Raw genomic sequence first — 12,244 nt, forward strand, 5'->3', positions numbered from 1 at the left:
CGTTACTTGCCCACGCAGAAGTTCTGAAAGATGCGGGCGACGGTCTCCTCGGTCGCCTCACGACCGGTGATGCGGCCCAGGGCGCGGGCCGCCGCCTCGAGCGACATGCCCATCAGGTCCTCGGGGGCGCCGCGGGCCTCGAGCAGATGGGCCCGCGCCTCGGCGAGCGCCTCGCGGTGGCGTTCCGAGGTGATCCAGACCTCGCTCTCTGACGCCCCTCCCAGCAGCCGGGCGCGGATCCGGGCGCGCAGCGCGTCCAGGCCCTGACCGCTGTGGGCGGAGACCTCGAGGAAGTCGGGGTCGCGCCAGGCGGCCGGCAGGTCGGCCTTGGTGGCCAGCCGGATCGTGCGCGCCCACGGCAGGCTGGGCGGGTCGGGCCGCGGCCGCGAGCGGTCGACCAGGTAGAGGATGAGGTCCGCCTCGCGCGCCACCGCCAGCGCCCGTTCGACGCCCGCCGCTTCGACCGGGTCGTCGGTCCGGCGCAGGCCGGCGGTGTCCACGGCGACGAGGGGCACCCCCTCGATCTCGAGCGCCGCCTCCAGGTAGTCGCGGGTGGTGCCGGGCCGGTCGTGCACCAGCGCCCGCTCGAAACCCAGCAACGCGTTGAGCAGGCTCGACTTTCCGGCGTTCGGCGCGCCCACGAGGGCCAGGCGGGCCCCCTCGCGCACCCGGCGGCCGGCGTCGGCGGTGGCGAGGAGCGCCTCGACCTCTTCGAGCACCGAGGCGATCACCCGCTCCGCGGCGTGCGGCTCGACCCCTTCCTCGGGGTAGTCGAGGAGGGCCTGGATGTGGGCCAGCAGGTCCAGCAAACGGTCCGCGAGGGCGTCGATCTTCTGCGAGAGCTTGCGGGTGAGCCCGCGCAGCGCCTGGCGGCGCGCGGTTTCGCTCTCGGCCTCTACCAAAGCGAGCACGCTTTCCGCCTGCGCCAGGTCCATCCGGCCGTTCAGGTAGGCGCGCAGGGTGAACTCGCCGGGGCCGGCGGGCCGCACGCCCGCCTCGAGCAGCAGGCGCAGCACGCGCCCCAGGACGGCGGGCGAGCCGTGGGTCTGCAGCTCGACGACGTCCTCTCCGGTGTACGACCGCGGGCTGCGGAAGACGAGCAGGACGGCCTCGTCCACCGGCTCCCCGGTCGCCGGATCGACGATCCAGCCGTGCCAGAAGCGCCCCCCGGGGCTGGTGCGGGGGTCGCGCCCCCGCCAGACGCGGGCGGCCACCTCGAGCGCCTGCGGCCCGCTCACCCGCAGCACCCCCACCCCGCCGGGACCCGGCGGGGTGGCCACGGCGGCGATGGTGTCGTGCAGGCTGGGGAGCATGCGCTAGGCGAAGGCGCGGCGGGCGGCGGCGAGTGTGCGTTCCAGGTCTTCGTCGCCGTGGGCCGCCGAAACGAAGGCGGCCTCGTAGGCCGAGGGCGGCCAGTAGACCCCGCCTTCGAGCAGGGCGTGGAAGAAGCGGCGGAACGCCGCGGTGTCGGTTTTCGAGGCCGCTTCGAAGCCGCCGACCGGCCCCTCGGTGAAGAAGACGGTGAGCATCGAGCCCACCCGGTTGATCGTGTGGGGCACCCCGGCCGCGGTCAGGACCTCGGCGAGCCCCGCCTGCAGCCGCGCTCCGTAGGCCTCGAGGCGGTCGTAGATCCCGGGCTCGCGCTCCAGCGCCTGCAAGGTGGCCAGGCCCGCGGCCATGGCCAGCGGGTTCCCGGACAGGGTGCCCGCCTGGTAGACCGGTCCCTCGGGGGCCACCTGGGCCATCACCTCGGCGCGCCCGCCGTAGGCGGCGGCTGGCAGCCCTCCGCCCAGGATCTTGCCCAGGGTGACCAAGTCGGGTTCGAGGCCGTAGCGCTCGGTGGCCCCGCCCGGGGCGAGCCGGAAACCGGTCATCACCTCGTCGGCGATGAGCAGGGCCCCGTACTCGCGGGTCAGCCGCCTGAGCGCGGCGAGGAATTCCGGCTTCGGGGGGATGACGCCGGCGTTGCCCACGACCGGCTCGAAGATGACGGCGGCGATGTTCTCGCCGTGGTGGGCGAAGACCGCTTCCAGCGCCTCGGGGTCGTTGTAGCTCCCCACCAGGGTGAGCCCGGCGTAGGCCTCCGGCACCCCCGCGCTCGAGGGCCGTCCGAAGGTGAGCGCGCCCGAACCGGCCTCGACGAGCAGGCCGTCGGCGTGGCCGTGGTAGTTGCCCCGGAACTTGAGCACGTGGTCGCGCCCGGTGAACCCGCGGGCCACCCGCAGCGCGCTCATCGTCGCCTCGGTGCCCGAGTTGACGAAACGCAGCCGCTCGAGCACCGGGTAGACCCGCCGCACCGCTTCGGCCAGGGCGACCTCGAGCGGGTGGGGCGCCCCGAAGCTCAACCCCTGCGCGGCCGTCTCCTGGACGGCCCGCACCACCTCGGGGTGGGCGTGGCCCAGGATCAGCGGCCCCCAGCTGCCCACGTAGTCCACGTACTCGTTGCCGTCGGCGTCCCAGACCCGGCTGCCCCGGCCCTTGACCAGGAAGCGCGGGGTGCCGCCCACCGAGCCGAAGGCGCGCACCGGGCTGGAGACCCCGCCCGGTAGCAGCGCGCGCGCGGCGTGGAAAAGGCGTTCGTTTTCGCTCGTTCGCATACCCCTCACAGGTTACCCCTCCGGCACGGGCCGTTCCACCGTGGCGCGGACCGCCGCGTCGCCGGTGGGCGCGTCGGCCAGCGCCAGGTGGCGGCCGGCGGCGGCGACGCTGCTGCGCCCTTCGAAGCGCAGGTCGTAGAACTCGCCGTTAAGCATCGGGTTGAGGCCGTAGCGTAGGTTCTCGCGCCCGCGCAGCTGTTTCGCGAGCCCCTCCTGCAGCCAGACCTCGCCCTCGATCCGGCCGGGGTCGGCGGTCCAGGGGCCGTTCCAGGCCGCGGCGTTCGCCGAGGGCTGCACCAGCAGCCAGGCGCCTGCGGCGTCCACGCGCTCGACCAGCGCCTCGTGAAAGGCGTCGAGGCAGACGAGCACCCCCAGCCGGCCCAGGCGGGTGTGGACGACGTGGGGGCCGAACTCCCCGCGACTCAGGAAGGCCTTGCGTTCGTCGGGGGTGAGCCGGAGTTTGGGAATCCGCGCGAGGACGCTGCCCTCGGGGGAGAAGAGCGCCAGCCAGTTGTACGAGGCCGGCCCCTGGCGGAGGAGGCCCCGGGCGGGCTCGTGGTCCACCAGCGGTCCGAACAGGGAGCCGGCGACGAGGTAACTCTCCGTCGCCCGCGCGGCTTCGCGGAAGGCCTCACGGTAGACGGGCCAGACCGCCGGCATGCGTTCGTGGTAGAGCAGGTCGGGCGCGGGGCGGCGCAGCAGCGCCCGCGGGTCGTCGAGCAGACCCCTGCCCAGCAGGCGCAGGCCGGCGGCGAGGGCCGTGGGCGCCGCGGCGACCGCGTCGGGGGTGTCGAGCCAGAAGACGAGCGGCAGGGCGTAGGCTTCGGGGAAGGCCACGACCCGGGGTTCGCGGGGCGGCAGCCCCGCCACCGCGCGGTGGGCGAGTTCGAGGGTGCGCTCGCGAAACGCCGCGGCGCTGCGGTAGGCCTCGGGCTCGACGCGCGCCTGCACCGCGACCAAGTGGACGTCCATACCCCAGGGTACCCCACCCCCGCCCGCCTGCGCCGATCGGGTATGGGGTAGCCCAGGCCACACAAAACCCGTCTTTTTATGCTAAACTCTGATACGTGTGTTGATACCCCTACCGGGGTATATCCCTGACACAGACCGAGGAGGAAGCATGCCGTTACTGGGAGAACAAGAACAGCAGATCGTCCGCGACCGCCTGGGCAACCTGACCCGCGACGTGGAACTGGTCCTTTTCACCGACACCTCCACGATCGTCGCGCCGGGCAAGGAGCCCTGCATGTACTGCAAGGAGACGCAACAGTTACTCGAGGAGATCGCACCGCTTTCGGACAAGGTGCACCTGGTGGTCCACGACCTCTCGACCCCGGAGGGCAAGGCCAAGGCCGAGGAGATGCGGGTCGAGGACGCCCCCACCATCATCCTGCGCGAGCAGGGGTCGGACGCCGTCAACGTGCGTTACCGCGGCATCCCCGCCGGCTACGAGTTCGCCAGCCTGCTCGAGGACATCGAGATGATCGGCCGCGACGGCCACGGCCTGCCCGAGGACGTGGTCAAGGAGCTGAACGACCTCCCCTCGGAGGTCACCATGCAGGTCTTCGTCACCCCCACCTGCCCCTACTGCCCGCAGGCGGTGCGCACCGCCCACCGCTTCGCCTACGCCTCGCCCAAGATCATGGGCGAGATGGTCGAGGCCCAGGAGTTCCCCGGGCTCTCGCAGAAGTACAACATCAGCGGCGTGCCCGACGCCATCATCAACGGCGGGGTGCAGCGGGTGCTGGGCGCCCAGCCGGTCTCCGCCTTCCTGGAAGCCGTCAAGAAGGCCGTCGCGGCGACGGCGTAGCAGATTCGCGGAGGGGGCCCGGCCCCCTCCGCTTCGGTTAGGAGGACGTGGTATGCGCAAGTGGACCGTGTTGTGGGGCATCCTGCTGCTCGTTCTGGCGGCCTGCGCCCCCAAAGGCTCGTACACGAACGTCACCGCCGACGACCTCTACGCCCAGCTGGGGCGGCCCGACGTGCTCATCGTCGACGTCCGCACCCCCGCCGAGTACGCCGAGGGGCACATCGCCGGAGCGGTCAACCGGCCGCTGCAGACCATCGAGAGCTGGTACAAGGAACTTCCCAAGGACAAGCCGGTGTACCTCTACTGCCGCAGCGGCAACCGCAGCCAGCAGGCCGCGGAGTTCCTCAAGAAGAAGGGGTTCCGCAACATTTACAACGAACAGGGCGGCATCCTCGCCTGGATCCAGCGCAACTACCCGGTCGTTCGCTAAGGAGGGGCGATGAAGAAGGTCAACCTCACCGCCCTGATCGCCGTGGTCCTCGCCGCCGCGCTGCTCGGCTGGTACCTGCTCGCTCCGAGCCGCCCCGGGAGGAGCCCGGCCGGGGTCGACGTTCCCGACGTCCGCCTCAGCAGCCTGGGCGGGCGCGAGGTGCAGCTCCGGCAGTTCGTCGGCCGCCCCCTGGTGCTCAACCTCTGGGCGACCTGGTGCCCGCCCTGCCGCCGGGAGATGCCCCTTCTGGCCCGCACCGCCGCGGAGCGCTCGGACGTCGCCTTCGTCTTCGCCAGCCAGGACCAGGGCCGCTCGGCCCCGCTGGTGCGCTCGTTCCTGGACGACTCCGGTTTGGTCATGGAGTGGGTCCTCCTCGATCCCCAGAACGTCCTCCAGCGCGAGCTCGCCACCACCGGCCTGCCGACCACCTACTTCTTCGACGCAGGGGGCCGGCTCGTCGCCAAGCACGTGGGTGAGATCAGCCCCCGCATCCTCGAGGCCTCGCTGGCGCAGATCGCGCCCTGAACGGGGAACCACGGGGCCGCCGCCCGCGGGCGGCGGCCCTTCGCTTTAGGATGGGGTCATGGATCCGACCCGCTACCCCTACCCCTCCCGAAAGCACGTGCTCTTCGGCGCCCGCGGCGCGGTGGCCACCAGCCAGCCGCTTGCCGCCTCGGCAGGGCTGCGGATGCTCGATCGCGGCGGCGGCGCGGTCGACGCCGCCGTGGCCATGGCCGCGGCGCTCGTGGTGGTCGAGCCCACCTCCAACGGCCTGGGCTCGGACGCCTTCGCGATCGTCGCCGATGGGGGCGAGGTCTTCGGGTTGAACGCCTCCGGCCCCAGCCCCCGGGCGCTGCCGGCGGAGCGTTGGCTGGGGGATGCGGCGATGCCGCGCTGGGGGTGGCCGTCCGTAACCGTGCCCGGCGCGGTGGCGGCCTGGGCGGCCCTGCACGAGCGCTGGGGCCGGCTGCCTTGGGACCAGGTGCTGGCTCCTGCGATCCGCTACGCCGAGGAAGGATTCCCGGTCTCGCCGGAGACGGCCCGCGCCTGGCGGCGCGCCGCCCGCGCCTACCGCGACCTCGAGGGCGAGGTCCACGCCTACTTCCTCGAGACCTTCTTTGCAGGAGGCCGCGCCCCCGAACCCGGCGAGGTCTGGCGCAATCCCGACCTGGCCGCGAGCCTGCGCCGCATCGCCGAGGAGGGCCCCGGCTGGTTCTACAGGGGCGGCTTCGCAGCGGCGCTCGAGCGCTTCGCCCGCGCGACCGGGGGTTACCTGCGCACGGAGGACCTGGCGAGCTATGCGCCCGAGTGGGTGGCGCCGCTCCGGGCCCGCTGGGGCGAACTCGAAGTCCTCGAGCTGCCCCCCAACGGTCAGGGGGTGGCCGCGCTGCTCGCCCTCGAGATTCTGCGCCACCTGCCCCTCGAGGGGCACCCCCGCGAGTCGGTGGAGGCCTACCACCTGCAGATCGAGGCCATGAAGCTGGCCTTCGCCGACGTGCGCGCCCACGTGACCGACCCGGCCCGGATGCGCCTGCCGGCCCTGGCCCTGCTCGACGAGGCCTACGCGCGCGAGCGCGCGCGCCTCGTGGGGCGCGAGGCCATGGCGCCGCCGCCGAGCGGGCTTCCCCGAGGGGGCACGGTTTACCTGGCGGCGGCGGCCGGGGGGCAGTCGGTCAGCTTCATCCAGTCGAACTACATGGGCTTCGGCGCGGCCGTGGCCGTGCCCGGAACCGGCGCGGCCCTGCAGAACCGCGGGGCGGGGTTCGCAACCGACCCCGACCACCCGAACCGCGTCGCCCCGGGCAAGCGCCCCTACCACACGATCATCCCGGGCTTCTTCGCCAAGGAAGGCCGGCCCTGGGGGCCCTTCGGGCTGATGGGCGGGTTCATGCAGCCCCAGGGGCACCTGCAGCTGGCCCTCAACCTGGCCCTCTTCGACCTGAACCCCCAGAGCGCCCTCGACGCGCCGCGCTGGCAGGTGGCCGATGGGGGCGAGGTCTGGCTCGAGCAAGCCGTCCCCCAGCACGTGGCCCAGGGGTTGGCCGACCGGGGCCACGCGGTGCGCGTCTTCGCCGAGGGGGGCCCGTTCGGCAAAGGGCAGATCCTGTTGCGCGAGGGCGGCGTCTGGTGGGCCGCCAGCGAGCCGCGCGCCGACGGCCAGGCCCAGGTGCTCTAGCCGCCCAGACGGTCGGCCAGCCGCCGGGCGTAGAGCGGCGCGAGTAGGTAGGCGGTGGAACCGAAGCCGCCGATCGCCCAGCCCCCGTTTCGCTCGAAGAGGTACGTCCCGTCCGTTCGCCAGCGCACCCCCGCCCAGACCCCGGTGGGCCTGGGGGTGAAGCCGAGCAGCTCGCGCGCCCGCGCGAGCATCCAGGCGACTTCGCCGTGCCGCGTCACGTGGGGGGCGTAGCGCCCGGTGTGCGGCAGGTAGGAACCGCCGATCGCGGGGCCGGCGGCGTAGACGCCGCGGGCGCGGGCCACCGGAAAGCGTTCGGCTACGAGCAGCTGGCTGCCGGCGCTGAAGCGGCCACCCGCGCCCGCCAGCGCCGCCCCCTCGGCGCCCGCCGCCCAGACGACCCGGTCCGCGCGCAGGACGCGTCCGCCGGCGAGCCGGACCCACGACGGCCCCCAGGCCACGGCGCGGCCGCGGATCCGGGGCAGTCCCGCGGCCATGCGCGACCTGAGCGCGCGCGCCTCGACCCAGAAGGCCTCCGGCAACCAGACCCCGCCCTCGCGCCAGACGTGGGCGACGGCGCTCCCTTCGAGCTTCCGCCGCCACTTGGGTTCCAATTCGGGTTCCACCGGCCGCCACACCCCCCGGTGCAGCGGCAGGAAGCGGCCGTAGACCGCGGCGGCGAGGGGCAGGGCGGCCCCGGCTTCGGGGACGACGCTGCCGCGGCGTCCGCGTACCGGGTTCACCATGGCCACGGCGAGGCCGCGGCGGTTCCCGGGGTCGACGAGGGTTACGCCCCAGCCGACTTCCCGCAGCGCCAGGGCGACGTTCAGCCCCACGATGCCGGCACCGACGACCAGGGCTTCCACGGGCCGCCTACCGTTCGAAGCGGTAGCGTTCGCCGTCCCGCTGGCAAAGCCCGCGGGCGGCCAGGTTCTCGAGGGTGGCGCGGGCGGTGTCGGGGTCCACGCCGGCGGCGATCAGGTCCGCGGGCTCGACCGCGCCCCCGTGACGCCAGGCGAGTTTGAGGGCCAGCTGCTCCGCGGCCGCCAGCCCGATGCCGCCGATCACCAGCCGCCGGTTCCAGCGGCCGACGAGCGCCCCCAGCAGCACCCCGGCGGCCCACGCGACCGCGCCGGAGCCCGAAGCGAACCAGGCCACCGAAAGGCCGAAGACGTAGGCGGTGACGACGAGGACGATCTGGATGGGGTCGAGGAGGCGGCGCGGCGCGCTCAGGGCGTAGCTGACCGGCAGCCCCGACGCGACCAGCAGCCACAGCAGCAGCGGGCTCATGAGGCCGCCTCCAGCGGTTCGGGCGCGGCGAGCAGGCGCTCCGCTACCTTTCCGAAGAGCAGGTGCGGCGTGGCCTGTTCGACCGTCGCCCGGTAGAGCCCAGCGACCGGCGCCTCCGAGGCGGGGAGCAGCACGGGGTGGTTGCTCTGGTCGTGGCCCTCGACCCAGTGGGCCTCCTTGGCCGGGCCGCGCACCAGCACCTCGACCTCGCGCCCCACCCAGGCCTGGTTGCGCCGCAGGCTCCACTCCTTCTGCTTCTCGATCAGCCGCTGCAGCCGCTCCACCTTGACCTCGCGCGGCAGGTCCTCGAAACGCTCGTAGCTGGGCGTGCCGGGGCGCGCCGAATAGATGAACATGTAGGCGGCGTCGAAACCGACCTCGTCGTAAAGGTCGAGCGTCTGCTGGAAGTCCTCCTCGGTCTCGCCCGGGAAGCCGACGATGATGTCGGTGGAGAGCACCAGATCGGGCAGCGCCTCGCGCAGCCGCGCCACCCGCTCCAGGTAGTAATCGCGCCGGTATTCGCGCGCCATCCGCCGGAGCACCCGGTCCGAGCCCGCTTGCACCGGAAGGTGCACGTACTGGCCCACCGCCGGGGTTTCGGCGATGGCCTCGACGATGCGGTCGGAGAAGTTCATGGGGTGGCTGGTCACGAAGCGCAGCCGCCGCACCCCCAGCGCCGCCACCCGCCGGATCAGGTCGGCGAAGTCGGGGTAGGCGGGGTCGTCCTTGCCGTACGAGTTGACGTTCTGCCCGAGCAGCGTGACCTCGACGATGCCCGCCTCCAGCAGCTGTTCGACCTCGCGCAGGATCAGGTCGGGGTGCCGGCTCACCTCAGGGCCGCGGGTGCGCGGGACCACGCAGTAGGTGCAGCGGTGGTCGCAGCCGCGGATCAGCGTCACGAAGGCGCTGAGCGTCCCCCGGGGCGGGGGCGGGACGACCTCGTCGATTTCGCGGTAGAAGCCCACGTCCCAGAAGGCCCCCGTCTGGGCCAGCGCCTCGGCGATCTTGTGGATGGCGCCCGCGCCCAGGAGCACGTCGACGCCGAACTTGCGTGCGATCGCCTGCCCCTCCTCGAGGCTGGCCAGGCAGCCCATCATTCCGATGAGAAAGGGCTCCTTGCGCCGCTCCTTTTCCTTGCGCAGCTGCCCGAGCAGGCTCTTCACCTTCTCCACCGGCTTGCCGCGCACCGCGCAGGTGTTGACCAGGACGAAGTTGGCCTCCTCGACGGTGTCGACGAAAGCGGCGCCGATCGAGGCCAGCTCGCTGGCCACCAGATGGGTGTCGTACTCGTTCATCTGGCAGCCGTAGGTGATGAGTTTGACGCGAAGATCGTTCACGGTTCCTCCAGGGAGGGCCGGGGGGATCCCGGGTCCCTTGCCGGCTTCAGGTTAGCACGGGCTCAGGCCCAGCGGACGAAGGCCACCTCGAAGGGCTGGGCGAAGTCGGGGTGCTGGGCCGAGAGGCGCACGCCGTAGACGTAGCTGCCCGGAAGGTCGGGGCGGTAGCGGATGCGGTAGTGGAGCCGGCCGTCGTGCGTCTCGGGTTCGGGGAAGGCCACGCGCTGCAGCGGACCGGTCGCGCCGCGGCGCAGCAGCAGCTCGAGCCGCAGGTGGCGCGGGTCGACCCCGGCAGGGTCCACGCTCGCGGACACCTCGAGCGGCTTGCCGTTGAGGCGCAGGTCGCCGGGCGCGCGCGCCTCGAGGCGGACCTGGCGCCAGCGCTCGGCCATGCGTTTCTTCCAGGCGGCGAGCTCGCGCGCCCGCGCGTGCCCGTCGGCGCTGAGGACCCGGCCGTGGGCCTCGGCGGGCTTGTAGTAGGTGTTCAGGTACTCGTTGACCATCCGCTCGGCGGAGAACGCGGCGCCGGCGGTGCGGATGCTGCGGCGCACCCGGCCCAGCCAGCCGGTGGGGATGCCTTCGGCGTCGCGCGCGTAGAAGAGCGGCAGGATCTCGTGCTCCAGGGTGTCGTAGAGGCTGGCCGCGTCGGCGGCGTCCTGCGCCGCCAGCGAGTCGTAGGCGCGTTCGGTGCCGATGGCCCAGCCGTTCTGACCGTCGTAGGCCTCGGCCCACCAGCCGTCGAGGACGCTGAAGTTCACCCCGCCGTTGAGCGCCGACTTCATCCCCGAGGTGCCCGAGGCCTCCATCGGCCGGCGCGGGGTGTTGAGCCAGAGGTCGGCGCCGAAGACGAGGGTGCGGGCGAGGGCGATGTCGTAGTCCTCGAGCACCAGGATCCGGTCTTCCAGCTCGAGCTCCCGCACCAGGCGTACGATCTTCTGGATCATCGCCTTGCCGGGCTCGTCACGCGGATGCGCCTTGCCCGCGAAGACGATCTGGATGGGGTAGGGGCCGTTTACGATCGCCTTCAGGCGTTCGGGGTCGTGGAAGAGCAGGTCGGCGCGTTTGTAGGTGGCGAAACGGCGCGCGAAGACGACGGTGAGGGTGCCGGGGTCGAGGGCGCGCTCGGCCGCCCGCAGCCGCGCCGGCGGTTCGCCGGCGCGCAGCCGCTGTTCGCCGAGGCGCTCGCGCACGTCGCGGATCAGCTGCTCCCGCAGCGCCCGCCGCGCCGCCCAGAGCTCGCCCGCCGGGAGGGCGTCGGTCGCCCAGTGCTCGGGCCGGCTGAGGGCGTGCATCCAACCCTCGGGGAAGTAGCGCTCGTAGAGGTCGCGCAGCACCGGGGCCAGCCAGGTCCAGGTGTGCACCCCGTTGGTCACGTGGCCGATGGGCACCTCTTCGGGCTCCAGCCCCGGCCAGAGGTCGTGGAACATCTTGCGCGAGACCTCGCCGTGCAGCCGGGAGACGCCGCCCGCGAAGCGGCTGGTGCGCAGGGCGAGGACCGACATGGAGTAGACCGCGCCGTCCTCGCGCTCCTCGCGGGCGAGGTTCAGGAAGCGTTCGCGGGGGATGCCCAGGCGTTCCCACCAGCCCTGAAGGTAGTGGGCGACCTGTTCGAAGCCGAAGACGTCGTGCCCCGCCGGTACCGGCGTGTGGGTGGTGAAGAGGGCGCTCGCGGCCACGGACTCGAGGGCGGTGTCGAAGTCGAGGCCCTGGGCGACGAGCTCGCGGATGCGCTCGAGTCCGATGAAGGCGGAGTGCCCCTCGTTCATGTGCCAGACCTCGGGCTCGACGCCGAGGGCGCGGAGCAGGCGCACCCCTCCGACGCCGAGGACGATCTCCTGGCGCAGACGCATCCCCGGCTCGGCGTTGTAGAGCTCCGCCGTGATCTCGCGGTCGGCGGGGTCGTTCTCGGGCAGGTCGGTGCTCATCAGGTAGACGGGGACCGTGGCCACCTGCACCTGGTAGGCGGTGATCCAGACCTTCCGCCCCTCGATCTCGACGGCCACCTTGACGGGTTCCCCTTCGGCGTCGCGCACCGGCAGCAGCGGCAGCTCCTCGGGGTGGAGGGTCTCGTGGTACTCGGTCTGCACGCCCTCGGGGGAGAGGTGCTGGTGGAAGTAGCCGCGGTGGTAGAAGAGGCCCACCCCCACCAGGTTGACCCCGAGGTTGGAGGCGGCCTTGACGTGGTCGCCGGCGAGGATGCCGAGGCCGCCGGCGTAGATGGGCAGCGACTCGTGGAAGCCGAACTCGGCCGAGAAGTAGGCGACCGTCCCGGTGGTGGGCTTCGGCCGCGAGGCCAGGTGGGCCTTGAAGCTCTGGTAGACCGCCTCGACGCTGGCGGTGTACTCCGGGTCGGCGGCCAGGTCGGCGAGGCGTTCGGGCCGGGCCTCGAGCAGGAGCTTGACGGGGTTGTGGCGGCAGGCCTCCCAGAGCACCGGGTTGATCCGCCGGTAGAGCTCCTGAGCCGCCGGGGTCCAGCTCCACCAGAGCCAGACGTTGTAGGCCATCTCCTTGAGGGGGGCCAGCGGCTCGGGCAGCTCGGGAAGTTCGGTGATGCGTCCAAGAACGTTCATGGGCCCTCCTGCTGGGGAAGATTGTAGCACGCCGCGG

At 72.7% G+C, this 12,244-nt stretch carries 11 protein-coding genes; 4 read left to right on the plus strand and 7 right to left on the minus strand.

The annotated features are described in order from the left end of the window. Positions 1 to 2 precede the first annotated feature (2 nt). The 3 genes from mnmE to OCEPR_RS04725 are packed head-to-tail and all read right to left on the minus strand — an operon-like array spanning position 3 to position 3,569. Entirely contained in the window at positions 3 to 1,313 is a 1,311-nt protein-coding gene (gene mnmE / locus OCEPR_RS04715; protein WP_013457565.1) for a tRNA uridine-5-carboxymethylaminomethyl(34) synthesis GTPase MnmE, read from the minus strand. Positions 1,314 to 1,316: 3 nt separating this feature from the next. Further along, entirely contained in the window at positions 1,317 to 2,597 is a 1,281-nt protein-coding gene (gene hemL / locus OCEPR_RS04720) for a glutamate-1-semialdehyde 2,1-aminomutase (RefSeq protein ID WP_041554028.1), read from the minus strand. Positions 2,598 to 2,609: 12 nt separating this feature from the next. Beyond that, positions 2,610 to 3,569 (minus strand): nitrilase-related carbon-nitrogen hydrolase, encoded by a 960-nt coding sequence (locus OCEPR_RS04725; protein ID WP_013457567.1) that lies wholly within the window; start codon positions 3,567 to 3,569, stop codon positions 2,610 to 2,612. 148 nt (positions 3,570 to 3,717) lie between these two features. On the opposite strand from OCEPR_RS04725, the gene pdo reads away from it, so the two are divergent. From pdo to OCEPR_RS04745, 4 genes are read left to right on the plus strand one after another with little or no spacing between them, the layout of a single operon-like run. Beyond that, positions 3,718 to 4,407, plus strand: a complete 690-nt coding sequence (gene pdo, locus OCEPR_RS04730) for a protein disulfide oxidoreductase (RefSeq protein WP_013457568.1) — start codon at positions 3,718 to 3,720, stop codon at positions 4,405 to 4,407. A 52-nt stretch (positions 4,408 to 4,459) separates the two neighbouring features. Further along, a complete protein-coding gene (locus OCEPR_RS04735; protein ID WP_013457569.1) occupies positions 4,460 to 4,837 on the plus strand; it encodes a rhodanese-like domain-containing protein in 378 nt (125 codons plus the stop codon). Positions 4,838 to 4,846: 9 nt separating this feature from the next. After that, positions 4,847 to 5,362 (plus strand): TlpA family protein disulfide reductase, encoded by a 516-nt coding sequence (locus tag OCEPR_RS04740; RefSeq protein ID WP_013457570.1) that lies wholly within the window; start codon positions 4,847 to 4,849, stop codon positions 5,360 to 5,362. Positions 5,363 to 5,420: 58 nt separating this feature from the next. After that, positions 5,421 to 7,013, plus strand: coding sequence for a gamma-glutamyltransferase family protein (locus OCEPR_RS04745; RefSeq protein ID WP_013457571.1), 1,593 nt, complete (start codon positions 5,421 to 5,423; stop codon positions 7,011 to 7,013). Here the strand turns inward: OCEPR_RS04745 and OCEPR_RS04750 are convergent. From OCEPR_RS04750 to glgP, 4 genes are all read right to left on the minus strand, one after another. After that, positions 7,010 to 7,876 (minus strand): FAD-dependent oxidoreductase, encoded by an 867-nt coding sequence (locus tag OCEPR_RS04750; protein ID WP_013457572.1) that lies wholly within the window; start codon positions 7,874 to 7,876, stop codon positions 7,010 to 7,012. The two genes, OCEPR_RS04745 and OCEPR_RS04750, sit on opposite strands and share 4 nt — an antisense overlap. Positions 7,877 to 7,883: 7 nt before the next feature. Further along, on the minus strand, positions 7,884 to 8,300 hold the full coding sequence (locus tag OCEPR_RS12260; protein ID WP_013457573.1) for a hypothetical protein: 417 nt from the start codon (positions 8,298 to 8,300) through the stop codon (positions 7,884 to 7,886). Beyond that, entirely contained in the window at positions 8,297 to 9,595 is a 1,299-nt protein-coding gene (gene miaB, locus OCEPR_RS04760) for a tRNA (N6-isopentenyl adenosine(37)-C2)-methylthiotransferase MiaB (RefSeq protein ID WP_049773578.1), read from the minus strand. Before miaB ends, OCEPR_RS12260 begins: the two co-directional genes overlap by 4 nt. Positions 9,596 to 9,699: 104 nt before the next feature. Beyond that, the gene (gene glgP, locus OCEPR_RS04765; protein ID WP_013457575.1) at positions 9,700 to 12,207 is read right to left on the minus strand and encodes an alpha-glucan family phosphorylase; all 2,508 of its coding nucleotides are present in this window, start codon (positions 12,205 to 12,207) and stop codon (positions 9,700 to 9,702) included. Positions 12,208 to 12,244: the final 37 nt, after the last annotated feature.

This window comes from Oceanithermus profundus DSM 14977, from assembly GCF_000183745.1.
Taxonomy (GTDB): domain Bacteria; phylum Deinococcota; class Deinococci; order Deinococcales; family Marinithermaceae; genus Oceanithermus; species Oceanithermus profundus.

Excerpts from the sequence above, each read along its gene's own strand:
- mnmE (WP_013457565.1), bottom strand. The coding sequence starts at position 1,313 with ATGCTCCCCAGCCTGCACGACACCATCGCCGCCGTGGCCACCCCGCCG.
- hemL (WP_041554028.1), bottom strand. The coding sequence starts at position 2,597 with ATGCGAACGAGCGAAAACGAACGCCTTTTCCACGCCGCGCGCGCGCTG.
- OCEPR_RS04725 (WP_013457567.1), bottom strand. The coding sequence starts at position 3,569 with ATGGACGTCCACTTGGTCGCGGTGCAGGCGCGCGTCGAGCCCGAGGCC.
- pdo (WP_013457568.1), top strand. The coding sequence starts at position 3,718 with ATGCCGTTACTGGGAGAACAAGAACAGCAGATCGTCCGCGACCGCCTG.
- OCEPR_RS04735 (WP_013457569.1), top strand. The coding sequence starts at position 4,460 with ATGCGCAAGTGGACCGTGTTGTGGGGCATCCTGCTGCTCGTTCTGGCG.
- OCEPR_RS04740 (WP_013457570.1), top strand. The coding sequence starts at position 4,847 with ATGAAGAAGGTCAACCTCACCGCCCTGATCGCCGTGGTCCTCGCCGCC.
- OCEPR_RS04745 (WP_013457571.1), top strand. The coding sequence starts at position 5,421 with ATGGATCCGACCCGCTACCCCTACCCCTCCCGAAAGCACGTGCTCTTC.
- OCEPR_RS12260 (WP_013457573.1), bottom strand. The coding sequence starts at position 8,300 with ATGAGCCCGCTGCTGCTGTGGCTGCTGGTCGCGTCGGGGCTGCCGGTC.
- miaB (WP_049773578.1), bottom strand. The coding sequence starts at position 9,595 with ATGAACGAGTACGACACCCATCTGGTGGCCAGCGAGCTGGCCTCGATC.
- glgP (WP_013457575.1), bottom strand. The coding sequence starts at position 12,207 with ATGAACGTTCTTGGACGCATCACCGAACTTCCCGAGCTGCCCGAGCCG.